Source organism: Serratia sp. CY81684 (assembly GCF_052166595.1).
Taxonomy (GTDB): Bacteria; Pseudomonadota; Gammaproteobacteria; order Enterobacterales; family Enterobacteriaceae; genus Serratia; species Serratia nematodiphila.
In genome coordinates, this window is the sequence record NZ_JBJNOO010000007.1 from 16,296 (window position 1) to 40,492 (window position 24,197).

Consider the following 24,197-nt stretch of genomic DNA (forward strand, 5'->3'; position numbering starts at 1 on the left):
GCCTCAGGCCTTGTAAAAAGGTTTATCCCCCAGAATGGTCGCGCGGTGCATGATGCGCCGCTGCGGCAGATAATCCGCGTTGGCGTAGTGCTGCGTCACGCGGTTATCCCAGATCGCCACGTCATTTTCCTGCCAGCGCCAGCGCACCTGAAACTCCGGCTTAGTGATGTGAGCGAACAGGAAATTCAGTAAAGCATCGCTCTCCTTCGGCGCCACATCCACGATCCGCGTGGTGAACCCTTCATTGACGAACAGCGCCTGTCGGCCGCTGACCGGGTGAGTGCGCACCACCGGATGCAGCAGCGGCGGGTTTTTCTGCACCGCCAGTTGCCAGCGCTGGTGTTCTTCTTCGCTACCGCGATGCTTGTGCTCCGGGAACGACTTGGTGAAGTCATGCTCTGCGCGCAGCCCCGCGAGCAGCGTTCTGAACGGCGCCGACAGCGCTTCGTAGGCCGCGATGCCGCTGGCCCACAGCGTATCGCCGCCGGTGGCAGGCAGCGTCTTGGCCGCCAGGATCGCGCCCAACGGCGGGTTCTCGATAAAGGTCACGTCGGTGTGCCAGTTGTCGTTGTCCGGCGGATTGTCGTCGTGAGTATCGAGCACGATGATCTCTTCCACGTCGGTGGCGTGTGGATAGACCGGATGGATATGCAGATCGCCGAAGCGCCCGGCCAGATCGCGCTGCTGCAGCGGCGTGATCGGCTGGTTGCGGAAGAACAGCACCTGATGCTTGAGCAACGCATGATAAAGCTGTTCAAACTGGCCGTCGCCCAACGGCCGGGCCAATTCGACGTTTTCCACCAGCGCCCCGATGTAAGGCCCCAGCGGGGTGATATTCAGACGTTCGTTCATTGCTGTACTCCATGCCACGGGGTCAATCGGCGCTGCAGGGCACGCAGCCCCAGCTCCAACCCAAATGCAATCACCGCAATCACGCCGATGCCGGCCAGCACCACGTCGGTCGCCAGAAACTCACCGGCGGATTGCACCATAAATCCCAGGCCGCGCGTGGCGGCGATCAGTTCGGCGGCTACCAGCGTCGACCAGCCGACGCCCAGCCCGATGCGAATGCCGGTCAGGATCTCCGGCAGCGCGCTCGGCAGCACCACGAAACGCAGCACCTGCCAACGCGTGGCGCCCAACGCGCGGGCGGCGCGCACCCGTACCTGCGCCACGCTGCGCACGCCGGCCACAGCGGAGAGCGTCACCGGCGCGAAAATCGCCAGATAAATCAGCAAGATCTTCGAGGTTTCGCCGATGCCGAACCAAATCACCATCAGCGGCAAATACGCCAACGGCGGCACCGGACGATAGATCTCAATCAGCGGATCGAGGATGCCGCGCACCGTGTCGTTCAGCCCCATGGCGATGCCCACCGGAATGCCGACGATCACCGCCGCCAGCAGCGCCACCAAAATGCGCCCCAGGCTGGCCGCCAGATGCTGCCATAGCGTGGCGTCCATAAAGCCTTGCGGGCTGGCGATGGTGATCAACTGGTGCAGCACCTGCTGCGGCGCCGGCAAAAATAGCGGGCTGATCAGCTGCAGCGCCGTCACGCCCCACCAGACGATCAACACCGTCAACAGCGTGGCGCCGCTCAACCAAACGTTGCGCGGCACGCTGAAACGGCGCGCCGCTTTGCCCTGCGGCTGGGCTGCGGCCTTCAGAGTGGAATGCAGGCTCATAGCAAGGCCTCGCGCTGTTGGAAAACTTTGCCCAGCACGTATTCGCGCTGAGCGATAAATTCAGGATCGGACTTGATGGCGCGGCAGGCTTCGCCGTCGGCATAGCGCTGGCCGAAGTTCAGCGACAGCCGCTCCACCACCTGCCCCGGCCCCGGCGACAGCAGTAACAGTTCACTGGCGAGGAACACCGCCTCTTCGATATCGTGGGTGATCAGCAGCACCTGTTTGCCGGTATCTCGCCAGATGGTCAACAACAACTCCTGCATCTGCTCGCGCGTGAACGCGTCCAGCGCACCGAACGGCTCATCCAGCAACAGCAGACGCGGATCGGCGGCCAGGGCGCGGGCAATGCCGACGCGTTGGCGCATGCCGCCGGAAAGCTGCCAGATGAAGTGCTGTTCATAGCCTGCCAGCCCCACGCGCTGCAGCATCTGCTCCGCCACCTGGCGGCGCTGCGCCTTGCCGATGCCGGCCAGCTGCAGGCCGAACTCAACGTTGTCCACCACGTTACGCCACGGCAGTAAGCCCTCATGCTGGAACACCACGCCCCGTTCGGCGCCCGGGCCGTGAACGGGCGTTCCATCCAGCGTGATGCTGCCAGCTGAAGGCTCGATAAACCCGGCGATCAAATTCAGCAGCGTGGTCTTGCCGCAGCCCGATGGGCCGAGCACCACCACCAGTTGCCCGGCGGCGATCTGGAACGACACGTCACGCAGCGCGGGCCGCCCCTGATACTCTGCTGAAAGATGATTGACGTTTAGCATCCTGCTTCCTTACGACTGCGGCGCAGCCTGCACCTGTTTCACAAAACGGTCGGTGACGTAAGCGCTGTAGTCGCTGTCGACCTGCGGGATCTTGCCCTGCTGCTTGAGGAATTCGGCGGTATCGCGGATTGCCTTGTCCACCGGCTGGCCGAGTTGGGCAACCTGATCGGCCACCGGCAGATAACGGTTCCCCTTCACCAGTTCCGGCACCTGCGCTTCCGGCACGCCGCTCAGGCGCGCCAGCGTGCTGAGATGGCTCGGATCTTTCAGCCACTGTTCCGGTGCCGCCAGGTAGGCCTTTTGCGCCTGCAGGGCGCTGGCGGCAAAGGCGGTTACTACGTCGGGATGTTTCTCTGCGAAGTCTTTGCGCACCACCCACACGTCCAGCGTCGGTGAACCCCATTCGCCCACCTGCGCGGAGTCGGTCAGCACCTTGCCCTGTTTGGCCAGTTCGTTGACCACCGGCGCCCAGACGTAAGCGCCGTCGATGTCGCCGCGCTGCCAGGCGGCGGCGATGGCCGGCGGCTGCAGATTGAGGATCTTCACCTGTTCAGGCTTGATGCCCCAATGTTTGAGCGAGGCCAGCAGGCTGTAATGGGTGGTGGAAATAAACGGCACCGCAATGCGTTTGCCGATCAGATCCTGCGGGCTTTTGATGTCATTTTTCACCACCAGCGCTTCGGAGCTTCCGAGCTGCGAGGCGATGAGGAACACTTCGATGGGGAGTTTTTGGCTGGCGGCCACCGCCAGTGGGCTGGAGCCGATATTGCCGATCTGCACATCGCCGGAGGCCAGCGCGCGCAGCACGCTGGAGCCGCTGTCGAACTTACGCCAGTCGACGGTCGCGCCGGACTGTTTGGCGAAGCTGTTTTCCGCCTGCGCCACCTTGGCCGGCTCCGCCGACGTCTGGTACGCCACGGTCACGTCCACCGCGTAGGCGCTGGCCGCGCTGAGCGACAACGCCAGCAGCGCCGCGTTGCGTAAAGAAAAGAGTTTGCCCGCCATGTTCCGCTCCGTTGATAAAAATCTGTTCAGTTGCTGACAGTTTTATCTGAGCGGTGACGGGCGATAAAAGAATAAAAAAGTCTTCTTTATTACCTTAGGTAATATTAAAGCGGATCACAGCGCGATCGTCCCGTGCAAGAACACGTGAGCGTAGCCGCCCAGCAGCGTGCGGTCCTCTTGCAGTTCGCAGAACAGCTCACCGCCGCGCGCCGAAATCTGCCGGGCGTGCAACCGATGGCGGCCGAGACGCGCCGTCCAGTAGGGCATCAGCGTGCAGTGCGCGGAGCCGGTGACCGGATCCTCGCCGCCGTCGAGCGTGAAATAGCGCGAAACGAAGTCCACGGTGTCACCCGGCGCGGTGACGATCACCGCACGCCCGGCCAGCGCGATCAGCGCCGGGATGTCCGGCCGCAGCGCGCGCACCTGCGCCTCGTTTTCAAGCACCACCAGCAGCGCTTTCGCCTGCCACACTTCCTGTGGCTGCACGCCCAGCAGCGCCGCGAGGCCCGCCGGTTCGGCGACTTTCTGCGGCGGCCTGGCGGGGAAATCAAGCACCAGCCGCTCCCCGTCCCGCTCATCGCGCTTGACGAACAGCTCGCCGCCGGCCGATCTGAAGCGAATATCCTTCAGCGCCGGGTTAACCGCGCTGAACATCACATGCGCCGCCGCCAGCGTGCCGTGGCCGCAAAGATCGACCTCGCGTTCCGGGGTAAACCAGCGGATGGCGGTCATATCGCCGTCATCCCAGACAAAGCTGGTTTCCGGCAGGCCGATCTCGTTAGCGATCGCCTGCAGCCGCTCCGCCGGCAGCGGCTGCGTCAGCAGGCAGACCCCGGCCGGGTTGCCGCGCAGCCCCTCACCGGTAAAGGCGACCACGTGATAATAGTTTTCCGCCATCGTTCCGCTCCTTAATGCCAGATCAGTAATACACAGGCTGCAGTCAGCAGCCCCATGGAAACGTTGAAGATAATCCAGGCCTTTTTGCTGCGCAGCAGGCGACCGATCACCGTGCCGAACGCCAGCCAGATAATGCCGGCGACGATGTTCACCACCACAATGCCCAGCGCGATCGCCGCAATGGAACCGTTGTACTTATCGCCCGCCAGGCTGAAGCTCGCCACCGCCCCCAGCGCCATCAGCCAGGCTTTCGGGTTGAGGAACTGCAGCAGCCAGCCCTGATACAGCCGCACCGGCTGCGGTGGCGCCACGTCGGTTTCCAGCTTTTCATAGGCGGCGGTGGCGACTTTCCACGCCAGCCACAGCAGGTACAGGCTGCCGAGGATTTTCAGGATCAGGTGCAACGACGGGTAGACCAGGATCAGGCTGCCGACGCCGAACGCCACCAGCAGCAAGATGCTTTGCATGCCGAGCATGATGCCGACCATCAGCCACAGCGATCGCATAAAACCGAAGTTAGCGCCGGAGGTGGTCAGCAGCAGATTATTGGGGCCAGGCGTGATGGCGGCGACCCACAGGAAGCCCAGCATCGAAAGGAATAAACTCGGTTCCATGGCACGGGTGCTCCTCACCCAAGGCGCTTTTTTGCAGTATCATTGATAATTCTTGGTATTGAAGCTAACAGTGCGCTAGGGATCTCACAATAGCCGCCCACAACATTTTACTCAGCCTATGCCTAACACCTTTCGCCCTCTGACAGGGGCCAGTAACCCGCACCTGCAAACGCTGTTGCCGCGGCTGGTGCGCCGCCGCGTGTTATTGAAACCGCATTGGCAACGGCTGGAATTGCCCGACGGCGATTTCGTCGATCTCGCCTGGAGCGAGGATCCGGCGCAGGCGCGCGCCAAGCCGCGCGCGGTGCTGTTTCATGGCCTGGAAGGCAGCTTCTACAGCCCCTACGCGCACGGCCTGCTCAACGCCTGGCGCGAGCGCGGCTGGCTCGGCGTGGTGATGCACTTTCGCGGCTGCAGCGGCGTGCCCAACCGCAAGCAGCGTATCTACCACTCCGGTGAAACCGAAGACGCGCGCTTCTTTCTGCGCTGGCTGCGCGATAGCTACGGCGAGGTGCCGACTGCGGCGGTAGGCGTTTCGCTCGGCGGCAACATGCTGGCCTGCTATTTGGCGCAACAAGGCGCCGACAGCCTGCTGCAGGCGGCGGTGGTGGTCTCGGCGCCGCTGATGCTGGAACCCTGCGCCTACCGCATGGAGCAAGGCTTCTCCCGCGTTTATCAGCGCTACCTGCTGGGGCAGCTGAAACAAAACGCCACCCGCAAGCTGTTGCACTACCCGGACACTCTGCCGCTCAAACTGTCACAGCTGAACGGGTTGCGACGCATCCGCGAATTCGACGACGCCATCACCTCGCGCATTCACGGCTTCAGCGACGCCACCGACTATTATCGCCGCTGCAGCGCCCTGCCGCTGTTGCCGTCTATCCAGACGCCGCTGCTGATCATCCATGCGAAGGACGACCCTTTCATGACCCCTGAGGTGATCCCCGACGTCGCCGGCCTGCCGCGCAATATCGAATATCAGCTGACTGAGTTCGGCGGCCACGTCGGCTTCGTCGGCGGCACGCTGAAAAAACCGCACATGTGGCTGGAGCATCGCATTCCGGCCTGGCTTTCCCCTTATCTGGACATTCCGACGTGATTATTCCCTGGCAAGAACTGGCAACCGACACCCTGAACAGCCTGATCGAATCCTTTGTGCTGCGCGAAGGCACCGATTACGGCGAACACGAACGCTCGCTGGAGCAGAAGGTGGAGGACGTGCGCCGCCAGCTGAAAAACGGCGAAGTGGTGCTGGTGTGGTCGGAACTGCATGAGAGCGTCAACATCATGCCGCGCGGCCAATTCCGCGCCGGGCAGGATGAAATTTAGTGGCGCCCGGTTCTATGACTGACGGAAAAAATCAGGTAACAATGGGACATTGCAAACCAGCGCGCGCCATTTTTTCCTGACATAGAAAGCGTCAACAAGAGCCACAATAATCCCCTGACGCCGGCGCATTCAACACGGAGTGACAACCATCATGTCTGCCAAACATCCCGTTATCGCGGTGACCGGTTCCAGCGGCGCCGGCACCACCACCACCAGCGTGGCGTTCCGTAAAATCTTCCAGCAGCTCAATATCCGCGCCGCCGAACTGGAGGGCGACAGCTTCCACCGCTATACCCGGCCGGAAATGGACGCGGCGATCCGCAAGGCGCGCGATCTGGGCAGACACATCAGCTATTTCGGCCCCGAGGCCAACGACTTCGGCCTGCTGCAGCAGAGCTTTATCGACTACGGCAAAAACGGCACCGGTCGTTCGCGCAAGTATCTGCACACCTACGACGAAGCGGTGCCCTACAATCAGGTGCCGGGCACCTTCACCCCGTGGGAGCCGCTGCCGGCGCCGACCGACGTGCTGTTCTACGAAGGGTTGCACGGCGGCGTGGTTACTGAGCACCATGACGTGGCCAAACACGTCGATCTGCTGGTCGGCGTGGTGCCGATCGTCAACCTGGAGTGGATCCAGAAGCTGATCCGCGATACCGGCGAACGCGGCCACTCCCGCGAAGCGGTGATGGATTCGGTGGTGCGCTCGATGGAAGACTACATCAACTACATTACGCCGCAGTTCTCGCGCACCCACATCAACTTCCAGCGCGTGCCGACGGTGGACACCTCCAACCCGTTCGCCGCCAAGGCCATTCCCTCACTGGATGAAAGCTTCGTGGTGATCCACTTCCGCGGCCTGGACCAGATCGACTTCCCCTACTTGCTGGCGATGCTGCAGGGATCGTTTATCTCGCACATCAATACGTTAGTGGTGCCGGGCGGCAAAATGGGGCTGGCGATGGAGCTGATCATGGCGCCGCTGGTGCAACGGTTGCTGGAAGGCAAGAAGATCGAATAAATGCGTTGAGCGCGGCGCCGGCCGCGCTCCGCCTCGATTACGCCGGTTGGCGGATCTCGAAGCTGTGGGTTACCGTGGCGGCCTTGTTGAGCATCAGCGCCACCGAGCAGTATTTCTCCGCCGACAGGTTCACCGCACGTTCGACGATCTTGTCGGTCAGATCCTGGCCGGTCACGATGAAGTGCAGGTTGATATGGGTGAACAACCGCGGGGCTTCTTCGCGGCGCTCGGAGGTCAGCTTCACCTCGCAGTCGCGCACGTCGTTGCGCCCCTTTTGCAGGATGGATACCACGTCGATCGCGCTGCAGCCGCCCACCGACATCAGCACCATCTCCATCGGGCTGGGCGCTTTATCACCGGCATTGCCGTCCATCAGCACCTGGTGGCCGGAGGCCGATTCACCCAAAAACGTTAACCCTTCCACCCACTTAACTCTTGCCTGCATTCTGGTCACTCCGGTTGATTTCTTAAAATCAGAGTACGCTTTCGCATAGAAACAGGCAACGTAACCTGATGCTAATCATGCTGAAGCGAGACAACACGAGACACCCGCCTTACTCTGTGCTACAAACAGAGCCGCAATAAATCTTTCCGGGACACTGAATTTCAGGGAAACGCCCAGAGAAAGGCTCCTTTACCGGTATGTTAACAGAATGTAGCTTGCAGCGCTTACGGCAAGTTAATATGCTAGAGCGACAGCGTATTTTTATGACACGCCTCAAAACTTGCCGGTAGCCCTCGCTCATAACTGCGGCTACAGGCGGGTTTTACAGGGAACTCTGACCCCTGTGACACAAGGCAGCGATAACAACAGAGGATAACAGCGAATGGTTCTCGGCAAACCGCAAACAGACCCTACTCTCGAATGGTTCCTGTCTCATTGCCATATCCACAAATATCCATCGAAGAGTACGCTGATTCACCAAGGTGAAAAGGCCGAAACGCTTTACTACATCGTGAAAGGCTCCGTCGCGGTGCTGATCAAGGATGAAGAAGGTAAAGAGATGATCCTGTCCTACCTCAACCAGGGGGATTTCATCGGCGAGCTCGGATTGTTCGAAGAAGGCCAGGAGCGCAGCGCCTGGGTTCGCGCGAAAACCGCCTGTGAAGTGGCCGAAATTTCCTACAAGAAATTCCGCCAGCTGATCCAGGTGAACCCGGACATCCTGATGCGTCTGTCCGCCCAAATGGCGAGCCGCCTGCAGGTCACCTCCGAAAAAGTGGGCAACCTCGCCTTCCTGGACGTGACCGGCCGCATCGCGCAAACCCTGCTGAATCTGGCGAAGCAACCTGACGCCATGACTCACCCGGACGGCATGCAGATCAAGATCACCCGTCAGGAGATCGGCCAGATCGTCGGCTGCTCGCGTGAAACCGTTGGCCGTATTCTGAAAATGCTGGAAGATCAAAACCTGATTTCCGCCCACGGCAAAACCATCGTCGTCTACGGCACCCGTTAATCCCCGAAGAAACGGCGCAGTCTGCGCCGTTTTTTTATCTGCTCTCTGCCATGTGGCGCCGCCTGATCTACCACCCGGAAATCAACTACGCACTGCGACAAACGCTGGTGTTGTGCCTGCCGGTGCTGTTCGGCTTGTTGATAGGCCAGCTGCAGCTCGGCCTGATGTTCTCTCTGGTGCCCGCCTGCTGCAATATCGCCGGTCTGGACACGCCGCATAAGCGCTTCTTTAAACGGCTGATCGTCGGCGGCTCGCTGTTCGCCTTCAGCAGCGTGCTGCTGCAACAGGCCCTGCTGTGGCACGTGCCGCTGCCGGCGCTGATGCTGGGCCTGGCGCTGCTGCTCGGCGTCACCGGCGAAATCAGCCCGCTGCACGCCCGGCTGTTGCCGGCGGCGCTGGTGGCCGCCATTTTCGCCCTCAGTACGGCCGGCACGGTCCCTCTCTGGCAGGCGCCGCTGCTGTACGCGATCGGCACCGTCTGGTACGGCTTATTCACCTGGTTCTGGTTCAAGCTGTGGAAAGAACAGCCAATGCGCGAGACGCTCAGCCAGCTCTATCTGGAGCTGGCGGACTATTTCGAAGCCAAATACTCGTTGCTGACCCAGCACACCGATCCGCAAACCGCGCTGCCGCCGCTGCTGGTACGCCAACAAAAGGTGATGGATCTGATCAGCCTTTTATACCAACAGCTCAATTTCCTGCCGCACGCCAACAACCTCGAACAAAAGCGCCTGCAGCGCGCCTTTCAGGTGGCGATGGATCTGCAGGAGCACATCACCGTCAGCCTGCATCTGCCGGAGGAAGTGCAAAAACTGGTGGAGCAGAGCCAGGCCGAAGCGATCATTCGCCGCAACGCTCAGGTGATCGCCGGCCGGCTGCGCGTGGTGGCGCACGATATTCTCTACCATCAACATTCGAAGCGCTTCTCCATGAGCCACGAACTGGCGGCGCTGGAAAAAATGGCGGCGCAGCATCCCGATAACCCGGTCGGCCAGTTTTGTTATTACCACTTCAGCCGCATCGCCCGCCTGCTGCGCACCCAGCATCCGCTGTACCGCCGCGACCTGATGCCCGGCCAGCACCGCCTGCCGTTTTGGCCGGCGCTGGCCAGCTACCTGTCGTTCAAATCCACCGCCCTGCGCAACGCCGCGCGGCTGGGGGTGACGCTGGCGGTCGGCAGCAGCCTGGGTGCGGTCTTCAACCTGCCGAAACCTTACTGGATCCTGCTCACCATCATGCTGGTGAGCCAAAACGGGTATAACGCCACCCGGGTGCGTATTCAGCACCGTGCGCTGGGCACGATTGCCGGGCTATTGCTGGCGGCCGGGCTGTTGCAGCTGCAGCTGCCGGAAGGAGAAACGCTGAGCATCATGCTGGTGATCACGCTGCTGGCCTACCTGGTTTCGCGCAAGAACTACGGGCTGTCGGTGATTGGCTTTACGGTCACGGCGGTTTACACCCTGCAGCTGCTGGCACTGAACGGCTCGCATTTTCTGGTACCGCGTCTGATCGATACGCTGATAGGCTGCGTGCTGGCGTTCGGCGGCACCATTTGGCTGTGGCCGCAGTGGCAAAGCGGGCTGCTGCGCAAGAATGCCCATCAGGCGCTGGAGAACGATCAAGCCGCGCTGCGGCTGATGCTGAAGCAACCGGAACCGGACGCCACCGCATTGGCCTATACCCGCATGCAGGTCAACCAGGCGCACAACGCGCTGTTCACCTCGCTCAATCAGGCGATGCAGGAGCCGGGGTTCGCGTCGAATTATCTGGCGGACATGCGGCTGTGGGTCACTCACAGCCAGTTCATCGTCGAACACCTGAACGCCATGACCATTTTGGCGCGCGAGCACTACATGCTGACGCCGAAACTGGCGGAAGCCTATCTGCAAACCTGTGAAATTGCGCTGCAAAGCTGCCAGCAGCGGTTGGAATACGATGGCCCGAGCAGTGACAACAGCGGCATCATGCAGCCGCCGGATCTGCATCCGGACATGCCCGTCACCGAGATGGAACGTCATTTGCGGCGCATTTTGTCGCACCTGAACGTGATGCATACCATTTCGTCGCTGGCCTGGCGCCAGCGCCCGCACCACGGCATCTGGCTCAAGCGCAAACTGCGCGATCAATAAGGGCGCGGCATGCCGCGCCCCGTTATTCGCCGCACGGGCTTCAGGCGTTGATCACATCCTGCACCGCCAGCTCGAACAGCGCCATGCCGGCCTCGATGTCCTGCAGCTCCACCACCAGCGACGGCGCGAAACGGATCACGTTCGGCCCGGCATTGAGGATCATCAGCCCACGCGCGGCGGCAGCGGTGAGGAAATCGCGCGCTCTGCCGTGATAATGTGGCGTCAGCTCGGCGCCGATCAGTAACCCCATGCCGCGAATGGCGGTGAAAATACCGTATTTATCGCCGATATCCTGCAAAGCCTGCACATACAGCGCGTGGCGCTGTTCGATGCCGCTCAGCACTTCCGGCGTATTGATCACGTCCAACGCCGCCTCCGCCACCGCGCAGGCCAGCGGGTTGCCGCCGTAGGTGGTGCCGTGGGTGCCCACCTGCATCACCGACGCAATCTCTTCGGTGGTCAGCATGGCGCTGACCGGGAAGCCGCCGCCCAGCGCCTTGGCGGTGGTGAGAATGTCCGGCGTCACGCCATAATGCATATAGGCGAACAGCTTGCCGCTGCGCCCCATGCCGCTTTGCACTTCGTCGAACACCAGCAGCGCCTGATGTTGGTCGCACAGCTCGCGCACGCCTTTGAGGAAGCCGGCGTCGACCGGCGTAATGCCGCCCTCGCCCTGAATCGGCTCCATCACCACCGCGCAGGTGTGGTCGTCCATCACCGCTTTCACCGCCGCCAGATCGTTGAACGGCACGTGCACGATGTCGGCCGGCTTTGGCCCGAACCCGTCGGAGTATTTGGCCTGCCCGCCCACCGACACGGTGAACAGCGTGCGGCCGTGGAACGCGTTATAGAAAGCGATGATTTTGGTTTTATAGGGGCTGTGGCGGGTGATGGCGTAATGACGCGCCAGTTTGAACGCCGCTTCGTTGGCCTCTGCGCCGGAGTTGGCGAAGAACACCCGATCGGCGAAGGTGGCGTCGATCAGTTTGCTCGCCAGGCGCAGCGCCGGTTCATTGGTAAAGACGTTGCTGGTATGCCACAGAGTCTCACCCTGACGTTTGAGCGCCTCGACCAGCGCCGGATGGCAGTGCCCCAGCGCCGTTACCGCGATGCCGCCGGAAAAATCGATGTACTCTTTTCCCTGCTGATCCCAGACCCGGCTGCCTTGGCCGCGCACCGGCACAAACTGGGCCGGTGCATAAACAGGCAGGATCACCTGGTCAAAGGTGCTGCGGCTCACTGCGGATTTTTCAGTCATTTTCGGCTCCACCCTGAAGGTTTTTCAGCGCTATCGTAATGTTAGATTGAAAACATAATCACGAAATATGCATAAAAAACCAATCAAGCGCAAACGCAAAACGCCTGACGAGCGAAAAAACGCATCAGGATTAACGGTTGAGGAAATTATCCAGCAGCTGATGGCCCTGCTCGCTGAGCACGCTTTCCGGATGGAACTGCACGCCTTCCAACGCCAAAGCGCGGTGGCGGATGCCCATGATCTCGTCGCGCACGCCGTCGCGTTCGCTCCAGGCGGTCACTTCAAAGCAGTCCGGCAGCGTATCGGCTTTCAGCACCAGCGAGTGATAGCGGGTCACGGTCAGCGGATCGTTCAGGCCGCGAAACACGCCGACGCCCAGATGGCGAATGGCCGACGTTTTGCCGTGCATCACCGCGCGGGCACGCACCACCTCGGCGCCGAACGCCTGCCCCAGCGCCTGGTGCCCCAGGCACACGCCAAGGATCGGCAGTTTGCCGGCGAAATGACGAATGGCGGCCAGCGAGATACCCGCTTCGTTCGGGGTGCAGGGGCCGGGGGAAATCACCAGATGCTGCGGCGCCAGCCGCTCGATATCGGCCAGCTGCAGCTCATCGTTGCGCTTCACCACCACCTCGGCGCCCAACTCGCAGAAGTACTGGTAAAGGTTATAGGTAAAGGAGTCGTAGTTATCGATCAGCAGCAGCATGTCAGGTCCGGCAGAGAAAAACGCCGCCATAGTTTACTGATTTAACCCGCCGCTGCCGACGATAATTTCCGCTTACTTTTTACGGCCGCCGGTGATCGAGCCCAGCACGCCGCGCAGGATCTGGCGGCCGAGATCGCGCGCCATGCTCTTGGCGGCGGTCTGGACGATGCCGTCGCGTTTGCCGCCGCGCGGGCCGGTGGAACCGAACAACAGCTCGTTCAAACCATCCATCAGGCCGCCGCCCGCCTGCTGTTGTTGCTGTTGCGTCTGCGGTTGTTGCCCCTGCTGCGGGGTGCCGATGGTGGCGAAACCACCCGACGACAGCTTCTCGTAGGCGGACTCGCGGTCAATCATGTCTTCATAGCGGCCATACAGCGGCGACTTGTTGATCGCGCTGTTCAGCCCTTCCGCGCCAAGCATGCCCATTTTGGATTCCGGCGCGATGACCATCGCCCGCTCCACCACGTTCGGCCGGCCCTTCTCGTCGAGGAACGACACCAGCGCTTCGCCCACGCCCAGCTCGGTGATCGCCGTTTCGGCATCGAAGGCCGGGTTGGCGCGCAGGGTTTGCGCCGCCGTCTTCACCGCCTTCTGATCGCGCGGGGTAAAGGCGCGCAGCGCATGCTGCACGCGGTTGCCCAACTGGCCCAGCACGCTGTCCGGGATGTCCAGCGGGTTCTGCGTGACGAAGTAAATGCCGACGCCTTTGGAGCGGATCAGACGCACCACCTGTTCAATCTTGGTCAGCAGCGCCGCCGGTGCATCGTTGAACAGCAGGTGCGCTTCATCGAAGAAGAACACCAGCTTCGGCTGTTCAGGGTCGCCCACTTCCGGCAGGTGCTCAAACAGCTCGGCCAGCAGCCACAGCAGGAACACCGAATACAGCTTCGGCTGATTGATCAGCTTGTCCGCCGCCAGCAGATTGATCACGCCGTGGCCGTTGGCGTCGGTTTTCATCAGATCGTTGATGTCCAGCATCGGCTCGCCGAAGAACTGGTTGGCCCCCTGCTCCTCCAGCGTCAACAACCCGCGCTGAATGGCGCCGATAGAGGCGGCAGAGATATTGCCGTACTGGGTTTGGAATTGTTTGGCGTTGTCGCCGACGAACTGCACCATGGCGCGCAGGTCTTTCATGTCCAGCAGCAGCAGCGCATTGTCATCGGCGATTTTGAACACCAGCTGCAGCACGCCGCTTTGCACCTCGTTCAGATCCAACAGGCGCCCCAGCAGCAGCGGCCCGAGATCGGAAATGGTGGCGCGGATCGGATGCCCCTTTTCGCCGTAAATATCCCACGGGATAATGGTACAGGCCTGCGGCTGCCAGTCGGTGACGCCAATCGCCGCCAGGCGCGCCTGCAGCTTTTCGGAAGGTACGCCCTCGGCGCCGATGCCGGACAGATCGCCCTTCACATCCGACAGGAACACCGGCACGCCGATGCGTGAGAACTGTTCGGCCATTTTCTGCAGCGTCACCGTCTTGCCGGTGCCGGTTGCCCCGGTGATCAAGCCGTGGCGGTTGGCCAACGCCGGCAAAATCACCAGATCCTGTTCCGGTTTTCCGTTTTTCATCGCTTTGGCGATAATCCGTGGTTCACTCATTTTCTGTTCCTTTGACGCTGACGCGGCGCGAAACGCGCCTGTTGATGCAATAAAGCTATAAGCGCCGCGTAACCCCGTCAAGGACAAACAAAAAGGGCGCCGTCGGGGCCTGATGAATTCAGATTGCGCTTAGCGTCAGAGCGTCTTTGCTTGAACAATAAAGCACCAGTGTTATAGTGAGCATTACGCTGTATATACGAGGTAAATACCATGTCTGAATCTACCGTGGTAATCCGCGTGGATGACGAGTTAAAAACCGCTTTCGCCAGCGCGGCAAAGGCCGCCGATCGCACGGCTTCGCAACTGCTGCGCGATTTCATGCGCGAGTTTGTCAGCCGCCAGGCGCAGCAGGAAGAGTACGACCAGTGGTTAAAGGAAAAGGTCGAGGTGAGCCGCAAGGCGTTGCGTGAAGGCAAGTTCGCCGACGATGAAGAGGTGGCTGCTTATTTCGCCGAACGTAGAGCTAAATCAACGCAATAAAACACAAAAGGACTTTTGTGAAACTGACATGGACGGTACCCGCCATCGCCGATCGTCTGGCGATTTATGAATGGTTGGAACTTAAAAATCCGGCCGCCGCCGCAGAAAATGATGCAAAAATCGCTGACGCGGCGGCACGCCTCGTGCATCATCCCACCAGCGGGAAAACGGGTCGGATAGCCGGCACGCGCGAGCTGGTCATCTCCCCGTCCTATCTGTTGGTCTATGAATTGGCGGCTCAACGCGTCATCATATTGGCCATCGTGCATACTCGCCGCCGGTGGCCGCCGGCATAGTCACCCCCGCAGCCCCAGTTGCTCCTTCAGCGCTTTCAAATAGCGCCGGCTGACCGGCACCGGATCGCCGGCGGACATGATCATCTCTGCCGCACCGCCCTCTTCGAAGCGGATCTCGCGCACCTGCTCCAGGTTGACCAGATACTGCCGATGGCAGCGCACCAGCGGCGTACGGCTTTCCAGCGTGCGCAGCGTCAATTCGGTGAAACACTCCATGCCGTCGCTGCGCACCACGAATACCCCGCTCAGCTTGGAACGGATCGCCAGCACTTCATCGAACCGCAGCAGATAGATGCGGCTGTGGCCGGTGCAGGGAATGTATTTCAGGTAGCCGCCGCTCTCATCCAGCGCCGTCACGTCTTGCGGCGCACTGCGCTGCCGCAGGCGTTGCAGCGTTTTGCTCAACCGCTTCGGCTCCGCCGGCTTCAGCAGATAATCGAAGGCGTGCTCCTCAAATGCCTGCACCGCGTATTCGTCGTAGGCAGTCAGAAACACGATGTGCGGCATACGGTTGGGATCCAGCATGCCGACCATTTCCAGCCCGCTGATGCGTGGCATCTGGATATCGAGAAACACCACGTCCGGCTGCAGCCGATGGATCTGGCTGATGGCTTCGATGGCGTTGGCGCACTCGCCGATAATCGAGATCCCCGCTTCAGCTTCCAGCAGGTGGCGCAGGTTGTCGCGCGCGGAAGGTTCATCGTCAACAATCAGTGCGTTTAACATCAGGCTGCCCTCTCCATAGGGACATTAAGCGTAATGCGGGTGTAGGCATCCGGTCGGCAATCCACCTGCACGCCATAGCCTTCGCCGTAGCGCACGCGAATGCGTTTATCCACCAGATTCATACCCAGCCCGCTGCAGTTCGGTTTCGGCTGGAACAGCCCGGCGTTGTCCGTCACCTGCAGCAGCAGATGCTCGCCTTCGCAGCAGGCGCCGATTTCGATGCGGCCCACGCCCAACAGATGCGAGGTGCCGTGCTTGATGGCATTCTCGACGATCGGCTGCAGCGAAAACGCCGGCAGCCGCGCCGCCAGCAGCGCCTCGGGCAGCGATACCGCAATCTCCAGCCGATCGGCGAAGCGCGCTTTCTCTATCTGCAGGTAGGCGTTCACATGTTCAATTTCGTCCGCCAGGCTGACTTCGTCATCCGAGCGTTTGAGGTTTTTGCGAAAGAACGTCGAGAGGGACTGCACCAGCTCGCAGGCGCGCTCGCCGTCGCGACGGATCACCGCCACCAGGGTATTCAGCGCATTAAACAGGAAATGCGGGTTGACCTGCGCATGCAGCAGCTTGATCTCCGACTGCGCCAGCAGCTGTTTGTGGCGCTCGTACTGCCCGGCCATGATCTGCGCCGACAGCAGGCTGGCGATGCCTTCGCCCAGCGTGCGGTTGATGGTGCTGAACAGCTGGCTTTTCGGTTCATACAGCTTGATGGTACCGATGACCCGCTGGTTTTCGCCGCGCAGCGGGATCACCAGCGTCGATCCCAGTTTGCAGGCCGGATTGATCGAGCAGCAGTAAGAGAGCTGATTGCCGTCGGCATAGACCACCTCGTTGTTGTCGATGGCGCGATGCGAATGCACCGAGGCGATCGGCGTGCCCGGCAGGTGGTGATCGTCGCCAATGCCGATGAACGCCAGCAGCTTGTCGCGATCGGTGATCGCCACCGCGCCGATGCCCAGCTCCTGATAAATCACCCGGGCGACCTTCATGCTGTTTTCCTGATCGAACCCCTGCCGCAGAATACCCTCGGTGCGCTCGGCGATTTTCAGCGCCTTGGAAGAGAAAGCGCTGGTGTATTTCTCGAACATCGCACGCCTGTCCAGCAGGATTTGCATAAACATCGCCGCGCCGACGGTATTGGCGATCATCATCGGCAGCGCGATGTGTTCCACCAGCTGCAACGCCTCGTTATAAGGGCGCGCCACCGCCAGAATGATCGCCATCTGCAGCACTTCCGCCACCAGCGCCACGCCGCCGACGAACAGCGGATTGAACAGCAGCTCGATGCGCCCCCGGCGCATGGCGATGCTGTGTACGATACCGCCGACCAGCCCTTCGGACACCGTGGAGATCGCGCAGGCCACATCGGTCATGCCGCCGAGCGTATACCGGTGCAAGCCGCCGGTCAGCCCGACCAGAAAGCCCACCGACGGCCCACCCAGCAGCCCGCCCAGAACCGCGCCTATCGCACGGGTGTTGGCGATCGAATCCTGAATATGCAGCCCGAAGTAGGTGCCCATGATGCAGAACACCGAGAAGATCACGTAGCACAGCAGCTTGTGCGGCAAGCGAATGGTCACCTGCATCAGCGGAATGAACAGCGGGGTTTTGCTCAGCAGATAGGCGATAACGAGATAGACGCACATCTGCTGCAACAGCAACAGCACCTGGTTAAATTCATACATGGCAGCAACTCATCCAGAGACAACAAAGGGCGAACGCCGGATTTCCGGTCTGGTTATTGTCTGCCGATTAGAGCATGGGGCGCGGAAGAAAACAGTGATGAAGGCAAGGCTTCGGGAGGAAGGACGGCCGACCCCGGCGGGATCGGCCAAAAAATTTACGGCAGCACCTTGGCCGACAGAATCACCACCGGCTTGGTCGGCACATTCTGGTAAGGGCCGACGTTGCCGGTCGGCACCTGAGCGATCTTGTCCACCACGTCCATGCCTTTCACCACTTTGCCGAACACCGCGTAGCCGAAGTCGCGCTGGCCGTGATCCAGGAAGGCGTTATCCGCCACGTTCAGGAAGAACTGGCTGGTGGCGCTGTCCTTGTCGGCGGTGCGCGCCATCGAGATGGTGCCGCGCAGGTTGCGCAGGCCGTTGTCGGCTTCGTTCTTGATCGGCGCCTTGGTGGATTTTTGCTGCATGTCAGCGGTGAAACCGCCGCCCTGGATCATGAAGCCCGGGATCACGCGGTGGAAAATGGTGTTGTTGTAGTACCCGCTGTTCACGTAATCGACGAAGTTCTGGGTGGAAACCGGTGCCTTCTGGCTGTCGAGCGCCAATTCGATATTCCCCGCCGAGGTCGTCAGCATGACATGGGTCTCACCGGCGGCGAGTGCGGGTGCCACTGCGGACAGGGAACACAGCGCGACGAAGGTCACTAAAGTACGTTTGAACATTAACGGGTCCTTTCTCTGAGAGACAAACAACGGAAAAGCGCTTTGATTCTAAAGAGCTGTATCGGCAAGTGCCAGCCATTTACCTATATTTACCCAATTACGGGACATATCCTAGGCGGCCCTGAATTTTGCTGCGGAAAGTATGGGCGCAGAAGGCTTTTTTGCCAACCGCATCACGCATTTTTTGCCCCGTGCCGCCCTGGGGCGGTTTTTGCGATCTGCCTCCCAGTTTGCACACGCATTGTCGTTACTCTATATAAATGAGAGCGCTCTCATTATAAAAAGAACGGATATTGAAGCATCCCACGGCGGCATCGCCGCGCAACCCCTGGAGAAATGACGTGAGTGAATTGATGACTGAAGTCAGCCCCGAGTTTGAAAGCACCATCATGGAACTGCTGGTGTTCTCCGGCAGCGCGCGCAGCAATGCGTTGATGGCGTTGCGACAAGCGCGCGCCGGCGACTTCGCCGCCGCGGCCAAACACATGGCCGAATCCAAAGAGTGGGTGAAGAAAGCGCACCTGATCCAGACCGAGCTGATCGGCCTGGACGAAGGCTGCGGCAAGCTGGCGATCAATCTGATCACCGTGCATGCGCAGGATCATCTGATGAACGCCATGGTGATCCAGGATCTGGCCGACGACATGATCGAGCTCTATCGCCGTCAGTCGCTGACGGAGGGCCGCCCATGAGCACGCTCAAAATCGCCGTGATCGGCGGCGGCAGCAGCTACACTCCCGAGCTGGTCGATGGGCTGATCCAGCGCATCGAGGAGCTGCCGGTCACCGAACTGGCGCTGGTGGACGTCGAGCCAGGCCGCCAAAAAGTGGAAACCATCGCCGCCCTGACGCGCCGCATGCTGGCGCGCCATGGGCTGGAACAGGTGAAGGTCAGCGTGCACTTCACGCTGGACGAAGCGATTCGCGGCGCCGCTTTCGTGCTGACCCAGTTCCGTGTCGGGCAACTGCCGGCGCGCGCCGCCGACGAACGGCTGGGCCTGAAATATCAGCTGCTCGGCCAGGAAACCACCGGCGTCGGCGGTTTCGCCAAGGCGCTGCGCACCATTCCGGTGATGCTGGATATCGCCCGTCGGGTGGAAAAGCTGGCGCCGGACGCCTGGATCATCAACTTCACCAACCCGGCCGGTATCGTCACCGAGGCGGTGTCTCGCTTTACCAAAGCGAAGATCATCGGCCTGTGCAACGTGCCGATCAGCATGCATCACATGATCGCCAACATGCTGCAGGCGCCTTACGCCGACGTGCAGCTGCGGTTCGCTGGCCTGAACCACATGGTCTGGGTGCATCAGGTCACGCAGCAGGGGCGCGACGTCACCGCCAAGGTGATCGACATGCTGTGCGACGGCGCGGCGCTGACCATGAACAACATCAAGGAAGAGCCCTGGCAGCCGGACTTCCTGCGCGCGCTCGGCGCGATCCCCTGCCCGTACCACCGCTATTTTTACCAGACCCGTGAGATGCTGGCAGAAGAGATGGCCGCCGCCGGCGAGCGCGGCACCCGCGCCGAGCAGGTGATGCAGGTGGAGAAAGAGCTGTTCGAGCTGTATGCCGATCCGCAGTTGAACAGTAAGCCGGAGCAGCTCAGCTTCCGCGGCGGTTCTTTCTATTCCGAAGTTGCGCTGGAGCTGATCCGTGCTATCCATAATAATCTCGGCACGCAATTAGTGGTCAACACCGCAAACCGCGGCGCAATCCATGGCCTGCCGGACGATGCTGTGATAGAAATCAACTGTATCGTCGATGCTCAGGGCGCGCATCCGCTGACTTTCGGCCCGCTGTCGGAACCGATGCAGGCGCTGACGCAGCAGGTGAAAGCCTACGAACGCCTGACCATCGAGGCCGCGGTGCACGGCGATCGCCGCAGCGGCTTGCTGGCACTGATCGCCAACCCGCTGGTGGGCAACGCCAATCTGGCGCAGCCGTTGCTGGACGAGGTGTTGACGATAAACGCGCCGTATTTGCCGCAGTTCAGGTAAGCGCCTGCGCGCGGTATGACAGGGGTTCGGCGCGCCGAACCCATTTTTTTAGCCGTAATCAGGAGTTGGACGATGGTGACACTGGAAGATGTCGCGGCGCTGGCGGGCGTATCGCGCGCCACCGTATCGCGGGTAGTGAACGGCGACAGCAACGTCAAGGCGCCGACCCGCGAGAAGGTTGAACGCGCCGTCGCCCAGCTCGGTTACACCCCCAATCCGGCGGCCCGCGCGCTCGCCTCCAGCCACAGCAATACCCTCGGGCTGGTGACCACGTCATATCGCGGCGGCTTCTTCGGCGCGCTGATGGACTTCGTGCAAACCGAGGCCGAATCCCACGGCAAGCAGCTGCTGGTGACCCAGGGCCGCAACAGCGCCGAAAACGAATGGCAGGCGGTGCAGCGGCTGTTCAGCCTGCGCTGCGACGGCGTGATCCTGCACGTGCGTTTTCTCAGCGACGATCGGCTGCGCCAGCTGGCGGCGGAGCAACGTCATTTCGTGTTGCTCGATCGTCTGGTGCCAGGGCTGGAAGACCGCTGCGTCACCTTCGATCATCCGCTCGCCAGCCGCATGGCGACCCAGCAACTGCTCGATGCCGGGCACCGGCGCATCGCCTGCATCAGCGGGCCGCGCGAGCGCCCGTCGAGCCGCCTGCGGTTGCAAGGGTTTGAAGAGGCGATGCAGGCGGCGAATATCGAGCCGGTGGCCTGTCTGGAGGGCGTTTACGATCTGGAAAGCGGTTACCGCTGCGCCGATCGCCTGCTGCAGCAAGCCGCACGACCCAGCGCCATCTACTGCTGCAACGAAGAGATGGCGATCGGCGCGCTGCTGGCGATCAACGAGCACCGCCTGCGGGTGCCGCAGGATATCTCCTTGATCTGTTACGACAGCGGCGAACGCGCGCCCTTCGTCCGCCCGGCGTTGAGCAGCGTACATTTTCCCATCAGCGAGATGGCCCAATACGCGGCGCGCAGGCTGATCGACCCCACCACCCCGGCGCACCAATTTGAGCCGACGATCGTCAACCGTGATTCCATTGTGACGGTACGCAAATAGATCACAATAATGCGTACCCTCCCTTCATAGGTTGCATCAAAAAATCGACAACCATCACAAAAAATCCCGTTGTCTGTGCTAGGATCCGCCCCCTGGTGGCCTGATCGGGACTTTTTTCTGCGTTTGCCAGGAAAAGCCAGCGGCCTTATGCCAGCGTTAAAACCTCTAACAGACATATTCAGGCCTATACAATGAATGACAGTAACCGCATACGGCTTACCTGGATCAGCTTCTTTTCGTACGCGCTGACCGGTGCTTTAGTGATCGTCACAGGGATGGTGATGGGAAACATTGCAGAGTACTTTAATCTGCCGGTTTCCAGCATGAGTAACACCTTTACTTTCCTCAACGCCGGTATTTTGATTTCGATCTTCCTCAATGCCTGGCTGATGGAAATCATCCCGCTGAAGCGTCAGCTGATCTTCGGCTTTGTCCTGATGGTGCTGGCGGTCGCAGGGCTGATGCTCGGCAAGAGCCTGACCATGTTCTCGCTGTGCATGTTTATCCTTGGCGTGGTTAGCGGTATCACCATGTCGATCGGCACCTTCCTGATCACCCATATGTATGCCGGCCGCCAGCGCGGTTCGCGCCTGTTGTTCACCGATTCCTTCTTCAGCATGGCCGGAATGATCTTCCCGATCGTCGCCGCGATGCTGCTGGCTCGCCATATCGGCTGGTACTGGGTTTATGCCTGCATCGGCCTGCTGTACGTGGCGATCTTCGTGCTGACCCTGTGCTCCGAATTCCCGGTGCTGGGCAAGAAAGGCGCCGATGCCGGTCAACCGGTCGAGAAAGAAAAATGGGGCATCGGCGTGCTGTTCCTGTCGATCGCCGCGCTGTGCTACATCCTCGGCCAGCTGGGCTTCATTCAGTGGGTGCCTGAGTACGCCACCAAGTCGTTCAACATGGACATCGGCCAGGCCGGTAAGCTGGTGAGCGACTTCTGGACCTCTTACATGGTCGGCATGTGGGTGTTCAGCTTCATCCTGCGCTTCTTCGATCTGCAGCGCATCGTTACCGTACTGGCCGCGCTGGCTACCGGCGCGATGTACCTGTTCGTCAGCACCGACAATCCGGAACACCTGGGCTACTACATCATGGCTCTGGGCTTCGTTTCCAGCGCCATCTACACCACGCTGATCACCCTCGGCTCGCTGCAGACCAAGGTCTCCTCGCCGAAGCTGGTCAACTTTATCCTGACCTGCGGCACCATCGGCACCATGCTGACCTTCGTGGTCACCGGCCCGATCGTGGCGAAAGGCGGCGCGCACGCGGCGCTGACCACCGCCAACGGCCTGTACCTGGCGGTGTTCGTGATGTGTCTGCTGCTGGGCTTCGTGACCAAGCACCGCAGCCACGGTCATGTGACGCACTAACGTCTTCGCATCAAATACATCAAGGGCGCCCGCAAGGCGCCCTTTTTTTGCGCCTTAGCGCCGAAAATCCACCGTCTCCTCCTGCTGCAAATGCAGCGTGGTTTCCGCCGGCCGCGTTTCGGCGATCACCGCCCCCTGGCGAATCGAATAACGCACCGGCGTCTGGCGGCGCACCGCGTCGAAGCCGCTTTCCGCCGGCAGGATCACCAGGTTGGCGCTGTTGCCGGCCGCCAGGCCGTAGTCGCTGAGGTTAAGGGTGCGCGCACTGTGGCTGGTGATCAGCTTCAGCCCGTCGTCGATTTGGCCATAGCCCATCAGCTGGCACACGTGCAGCCCCATATGCAGCACCTGCAGCATGTTGGCGGTGCCGAGCGGATACCAGGGATCGAACACGTCGTCGTGGCCGAAGCAGACGTTGATCTCTGCCTCCAGCATCTCCTTCACCCGCGTTACGCCACGCCGTTTCGGATAGCTGTCGAAACGCCCCTGCAGGTGAATGTTCACCAGCGGGTTGGCGACAAAGTTGATGCCGGACATTTTCAGCAGGCGGAACAGCCGCGAGGCGTAAGCGCCGTTGTAAGAGTGCATCGCCGTGGTGTGGCTGGCGGTGACTTTCGCCCCCATCTCCAGCTTCAGCGCCAGCGCCGCCACGGTTTCGACGAAGCGCGATTGCTCGTCGTCTATCTCGTCGCAGTGCACGTCCACCAGCCGATCGTATTTTTGCGCCAGCGCGAACGCCTTGTGCAGCGACTCCACGCCGTATTCGCGGGTGAATTCGAAGTGCGGAATGGCGCCCACCACGTCGGCCCCCAGCCGCAGCGCCTCTTCAAGCAGCGCTTCGCCGTTGGGATAAGAGAGGATCCCTTCCTGCGGGAAGGCGACGATCTGCAGCGTCACCCAAGGCGCCACCTCCTGTTTCACCTCCAGCATGGCGCGCAGCGCGGTCAGCGTGGGATCGGAAACGTCGACGTGGGTGCGCACATACTGCACGCCGTTGGCAATCTGCCACTTAAGGGTTTGCCAGGCGCGCTGCTTGACGTCTTCATGGGTCAACAGCGCTTTGCGTTCGGCCCAGCGCTCGATGCCTTCGAACAGCGTGCCGGACTGGTTCCAGGCCGGCTGGCCGGCGGTTTGCGTGGTATCCAGGTGAATATGCGGTTCGACGAACGCCGGCAGCGCCAGCCCGCCCTGCGCATCCAGCACGTCGCTGCGCCACTCCTGCCCTTCCGGCTGCGGCACCAGATGCGCAATGCGCCCCTGCTCAATCGCCAGTTGCCACAATCCTTCATGCCCGCTTAAACGCAGGTTGTCGATAAACTTCAATGGACGTTTCGCCACCCTTCACCTCTGCCGTTGCGCTGGTTTTCTTCATCATACTGGCAGCGGATCGCGCTGA

Annotated in this window: 25 protein-coding genes; 11 read left to right on the top strand and 14 right to left on the bottom strand. The window is 61.0% G+C overall.

The genetic code is table 11. From position 1 onward, the window contains the following. Positions 1–3: 3 nt before the first annotated feature. From tauD to ACJ8QF_RS21810, 6 genes are all read right to left on the bottom strand, one after another. Positions 4–852, bottom strand: coding sequence for a taurine dioxygenase (gene tauD / locus ACJ8QF_RS21785; protein ID WP_004930389.1), 849 nt, complete (start codon positions 850–852; stop codon positions 4–6). After that, positions 849–1,685: a taurine ABC transporter permease TauC gene (tauC, locus tag ACJ8QF_RS21790; protein WP_033631937.1), complete on the bottom strand. Its 837-nt coding sequence runs from the start codon at positions 1,683–1,685 to the stop codon at positions 849–851. The genes tauD and tauC overlap by 4 nt, the downstream gene beginning before the upstream one ends. After that, a complete protein-coding gene (gene tauB, locus ACJ8QF_RS21795; RefSeq protein WP_004930385.1) occupies positions 1,682–2,449 on the bottom strand; it encodes a taurine ABC transporter ATP-binding subunit in 768 nt (255 codons plus the stop codon). The genes tauC and tauB overlap by 4 nt, the downstream gene beginning before the upstream one ends. A 9-nt stretch (positions 2,450–2,458) precedes the next feature. Next, on the bottom strand, positions 2,459–3,454 hold the full coding sequence (gene tauA / locus ACJ8QF_RS21800) for a taurine ABC transporter substrate-binding protein (protein WP_004930383.1): 996 nt from the start codon (positions 3,452–3,454) through the stop codon (positions 2,459–2,461). A gap of 114 nt (positions 3,455–3,568) precedes the next feature. Further along, positions 3,569–4,351: a PhzF family phenazine biosynthesis protein gene (locus tag ACJ8QF_RS21805; RefSeq protein ID WP_442537853.1), complete on the bottom strand. Its 783-nt coding sequence runs from the start codon at positions 4,349–4,351 to the stop codon at positions 3,569–3,571. 11 nt (positions 4,352–4,362) lie between these two features. Beyond that, positions 4,363–4,965, bottom strand: coding sequence for a LysE family translocator (locus ACJ8QF_RS21810; RefSeq protein ID WP_049186459.1), 603 nt, complete (start codon positions 4,963–4,965; stop codon positions 4,363–4,365). 118 nt (positions 4,966–5,083) lie between these two features. Here ACJ8QF_RS21810 and ACJ8QF_RS21815 point away from each other — a divergent pair, with 118 nt between their 5' ends. The 3 genes from ACJ8QF_RS21815 to ACJ8QF_RS21825 all read left to right on the top strand — a co-directional run bounded on the left by ACJ8QF_RS21815 (position 5,084) and on the right by ACJ8QF_RS21825 (position 7,315). Continuing rightward, positions 5,084–6,064, top strand: coding sequence for a hydrolase (locus ACJ8QF_RS21815; RefSeq protein WP_004930377.1), 981 nt, complete (start codon positions 5,084–5,086; stop codon positions 6,062–6,064). Next, positions 6,061–6,294, top strand: a complete 234-nt coding sequence (locus ACJ8QF_RS21820; protein ID WP_442537854.1) for a YheU family protein — start codon at positions 6,061–6,063, stop codon at positions 6,292–6,294. The genes ACJ8QF_RS21815 and ACJ8QF_RS21820 overlap by 4 nt, the downstream gene beginning before the upstream one ends. Positions 6,295–6,445: 151 nt before the next feature. Beyond that, positions 6,446–7,315: a phosphoribulokinase gene (locus tag ACJ8QF_RS21825; RefSeq protein ID WP_004930374.1), complete on the top strand. Its 870-nt coding sequence runs from the start codon at positions 6,446–6,448 to the stop codon at positions 7,313–7,315. A gap of 37 nt (positions 7,316–7,352) precedes the next feature. On the opposite strand, the gene ACJ8QF_RS21830 is transcribed toward ACJ8QF_RS21825, so the two are convergent. Beyond that, the gene (locus ACJ8QF_RS21830; RefSeq protein WP_004930372.1) at positions 7,353–7,760 is read right to left on the bottom strand and encodes an OsmC family protein; all 408 of its coding nucleotides are present in this window, start codon (positions 7,758–7,760) and stop codon (positions 7,353–7,355) included. 382 nt (positions 7,761–8,142) lie between these two features. Here ACJ8QF_RS21830 and crp point away from each other — a divergent pair, with 382 nt between their 5' ends. Next, positions 8,143–8,775 carry a cAMP-activated global transcriptional regulator CRP gene (gene crp, locus ACJ8QF_RS21835; protein WP_004090925.1) on the top strand — a complete coding sequence of 211 codons (633 nt, stop codon included), beginning with the start codon at positions 8,143–8,145 and terminating at the stop codon, positions 8,773–8,775. Positions 8,776–8,825: 50 nt separating this feature from the next. Beyond that, positions 8,826–10,904 (top strand): YccS/YhfK family putative transporter, encoded by a 2,079-nt coding sequence (locus ACJ8QF_RS21840; RefSeq protein WP_044029976.1) that lies wholly within the window; start codon positions 8,826–8,828, stop codon positions 10,902–10,904. A 40-nt stretch (positions 10,905–10,944) separates the two neighbouring features. Here ACJ8QF_RS21840 and argD read toward each other — a convergent pair whose 3' ends face one another. From argD to ACJ8QF_RS21855, 3 genes are all read right to left on the bottom strand, one after another. Then, positions 10,945–12,162 carry a bifunctional acetylornithine/succinyldiaminopimelate transaminase gene (argD, locus tag ACJ8QF_RS21845; RefSeq protein WP_154871804.1) on the bottom strand — a complete coding sequence of 406 codons (1,218 nt, stop codon included), beginning with the start codon at positions 12,160–12,162 and terminating at the stop codon, positions 10,945–10,947. Between the two features lie 130 nt (positions 12,163–12,292). After that, positions 12,293–12,868, bottom strand: coding sequence for an aminodeoxychorismate synthase component II (locus ACJ8QF_RS21850; protein WP_033631932.1), 576 nt, complete (start codon positions 12,866–12,868; stop codon positions 12,293–12,295). 72 nt (positions 12,869–12,940) lie between these two features. Next, positions 12,941–14,467, bottom strand: a complete 1,527-nt coding sequence (locus ACJ8QF_RS21855; protein WP_275095234.1) for a helicase HerA-like domain-containing protein — start codon at positions 14,465–14,467, stop codon at positions 12,941–12,943. Positions 14,468–14,677: 210 nt separating this feature from the next. Here ACJ8QF_RS21855 and ACJ8QF_RS21860 point away from each other — a divergent pair, with 210 nt between their 5' ends. Next, positions 14,678–14,947, top strand: a complete 270-nt coding sequence (locus tag ACJ8QF_RS21860) for a hypothetical protein (protein WP_004930356.1) — start codon at positions 14,678–14,680, stop codon at positions 14,945–14,947. 17 nt (positions 14,948–14,964) lie between these two features. After that, positions 14,965–15,243, top strand: coding sequence for a type II toxin-antitoxin system RelE/ParE family toxin (locus ACJ8QF_RS21865; RefSeq protein ID WP_015379287.1), 279 nt, complete (start codon positions 14,965–14,967; stop codon positions 15,241–15,243). Here ACJ8QF_RS21865 and btsR read toward each other — a convergent pair whose 3' ends face one another. The 3 genes from btsR to ppiA all read right to left on the bottom strand — a co-directional run bounded on the left by btsR (position 15,244) and on the right by ppiA (position 18,376). Continuing rightward, positions 15,244–15,969 (bottom strand): two-component system response regulator BtsR, encoded by a 726-nt coding sequence (gene btsR / locus ACJ8QF_RS21870; protein ID WP_442537855.1) that lies wholly within the window; start codon positions 15,967–15,969, stop codon positions 15,244–15,246. It abuts the gene before it with no gap. Continuing rightward, positions 15,969–17,654: a sensor histidine kinase gene (locus ACJ8QF_RS21875; protein ID WP_044029984.1), complete on the bottom strand. Its 1,686-nt coding sequence runs from the start codon at positions 17,652–17,654 to the stop codon at positions 15,969–15,971. Before ACJ8QF_RS21875 ends, btsR begins: the two co-directional genes overlap by 1 nt. A gap of 155 nt (positions 17,655–17,809) precedes the next feature. Next, entirely contained in the window at positions 17,810–18,376 is a 567-nt protein-coding gene (ppiA, locus tag ACJ8QF_RS21880) for a peptidylprolyl isomerase A (protein WP_004930347.1), read from the bottom strand. Between the two features lie 353 nt (positions 18,377–18,729). On the opposite strand from ppiA, the gene ACJ8QF_RS21885 reads away from it, so the two are divergent. The 4 genes from ACJ8QF_RS21885 (at position 18,730) to tsgA (ending at position 22,801) form a co-directional block, all read left to right on the top strand. Next, positions 18,730–19,068, top strand: a complete 339-nt coding sequence (locus ACJ8QF_RS21885) for a PTS lactose/cellobiose transporter subunit IIA (RefSeq protein WP_004930342.1) — start codon at positions 18,730–18,732, stop codon at positions 19,066–19,068. Then, the gene (locus tag ACJ8QF_RS21890) at positions 19,065–20,372 is read left to right on the top strand and encodes a 6-phospho-beta-glucosidase (protein ID WP_414946457.1); all 1,308 of its coding nucleotides are present in this window, start codon (positions 19,065–19,067) and stop codon (positions 20,370–20,372) included. Before ACJ8QF_RS21885 ends, ACJ8QF_RS21890 begins: the two co-directional genes overlap by 4 nt. A gap of 72 nt (positions 20,373–20,444) precedes the next feature. After that, positions 20,445–21,425, top strand: coding sequence for a LacI family DNA-binding transcriptional regulator (locus ACJ8QF_RS21895; protein ID WP_004930339.1), 981 nt, complete (start codon positions 20,445–20,447; stop codon positions 21,423–21,425). Between the two features lie 191 nt (positions 21,426–21,616). Next, positions 21,617–22,801: an MFS transporter TsgA gene (gene tsgA, locus ACJ8QF_RS21900; RefSeq protein WP_004930336.1), complete on the top strand. Its 1,185-nt coding sequence runs from the start codon at positions 21,617–21,619 to the stop codon at positions 22,799–22,801. 54 nt (positions 22,802–22,855) lie between these two features. Here tsgA and ACJ8QF_RS21905 read toward each other — a convergent pair whose 3' ends face one another. Then, positions 22,856–24,124, bottom strand: a complete 1,269-nt coding sequence (locus tag ACJ8QF_RS21905) for a cytosine deaminase (RefSeq protein WP_442537875.1) — start codon at positions 24,122–24,124, stop codon at positions 22,856–22,858. Between the last annotated feature and the right edge of the window lie 73 nt (positions 24,125–24,197).

Excerpts from the sequence above, each read along its gene's own strand:
- tauD (WP_004930389.1), bottom strand. The coding sequence starts at position 852 with ATGAACGAACGTCTGAATATCACCCCGCTGGGGCCTTACATCGGGGCG.
- tauC (WP_033631937.1), bottom strand. The coding sequence starts at position 1,685 with ATGAGCCTGCATTCCACTCTGAAGGCCGCAGCCCAGCCGCAGGGCAAA.
- tauB (WP_004930385.1), bottom strand. The coding sequence starts at position 2,449 with ATGCTAAACGTCAATCATCTTTCAGCAGAGTATCAGGGGCGGCCCGCG.
- tauA (WP_004930383.1), bottom strand. The coding sequence starts at position 3,454 with ATGGCGGGCAAACTCTTTTCTTTACGCAACGCGGCGCTGCTGGCGTTG.
- ACJ8QF_RS21805 (WP_442537853.1), bottom strand. The coding sequence starts at position 4,351 with ATGGCGGAAAACTATTATCACGTGGTCGCCTTTACCGGTGAGGGGCTG.
- ACJ8QF_RS21810 (WP_049186459.1), bottom strand. The coding sequence starts at position 4,965 with ATGGAACCGAGTTTATTCCTTTCGATGCTGGGCTTCCTGTGGGTCGCC.
- ACJ8QF_RS21815 (WP_004930377.1), top strand. The coding sequence starts at position 5,084 with ATGCCTAACACCTTTCGCCCTCTGACAGGGGCCAGTAACCCGCACCTG.
- ACJ8QF_RS21825 (WP_004930374.1), top strand. The coding sequence starts at position 6,446 with ATGTCTGCCAAACATCCCGTTATCGCGGTGACCGGTTCCAGCGGCGCC.
- ACJ8QF_RS21830 (WP_004930372.1), bottom strand. The coding sequence starts at position 7,760 with ATGCAGGCAAGAGTTAAGTGGGTGGAAGGGTTAACGTTTTTGGGTGAA.
- crp (WP_004090925.1), top strand. The coding sequence starts at position 8,143 with ATGGTTCTCGGCAAACCGCAAACAGACCCTACTCTCGAATGGTTCCTG.
- ACJ8QF_RS21840 (WP_044029976.1), top strand. The coding sequence starts at position 8,826 with ATGTGGCGCCGCCTGATCTACCACCCGGAAATCAACTACGCACTGCGA.
- argD (WP_154871804.1), bottom strand. The coding sequence starts at position 12,162 with ATGACTGAAAAATCCGCAGTGAGCCGCAGCACCTTTGACCAGGTGATC.
- ACJ8QF_RS21850 (WP_033631932.1), bottom strand. The coding sequence starts at position 12,868 with ATGCTGCTGCTGATCGATAACTACGACTCCTTTACCTATAACCTTTAC.
- ACJ8QF_RS21855 (WP_275095234.1), bottom strand. The coding sequence starts at position 14,467 with ATGAGTGAACCACGGATTATCGCCAAAGCGATGAAAAACGGAAAACCG.
- ACJ8QF_RS21860 (WP_004930356.1), top strand. The coding sequence starts at position 14,678 with ATGTCTGAATCTACCGTGGTAATCCGCGTGGATGACGAGTTAAAAACC.
- btsR (WP_442537855.1), bottom strand. The coding sequence starts at position 15,969 with ATGTTAAACGCACTGATTGTTGACGATGAACCTTCCGCGCGCGACAAC.
- ACJ8QF_RS21875 (WP_044029984.1), bottom strand. The coding sequence starts at position 17,654 with ATGTATGAATTTAACCAGGTGCTGTTGCTGTTGCAGCAGATGTGCGTC.
- ppiA (WP_004930347.1), bottom strand. The coding sequence starts at position 18,376 with ATGTTCAAACGTACTTTAGTGACCTTCGTCGCGCTGTGTTCCCTGTCC.
- ACJ8QF_RS21885 (WP_004930342.1), top strand. The coding sequence starts at position 18,730 with ATGACTGAAGTCAGCCCCGAGTTTGAAAGCACCATCATGGAACTGCTG.
- ACJ8QF_RS21890 (WP_414946457.1), top strand. The coding sequence starts at position 19,065 with ATGAGCACGCTCAAAATCGCCGTGATCGGCGGCGGCAGCAGCTACACT.
- ACJ8QF_RS21895 (WP_004930339.1), top strand. The coding sequence starts at position 20,445 with ATGGTGACACTGGAAGATGTCGCGGCGCTGGCGGGCGTATCGCGCGCC.
- tsgA (WP_004930336.1), top strand. The coding sequence starts at position 21,617 with ATGAATGACAGTAACCGCATACGGCTTACCTGGATCAGCTTCTTTTCG.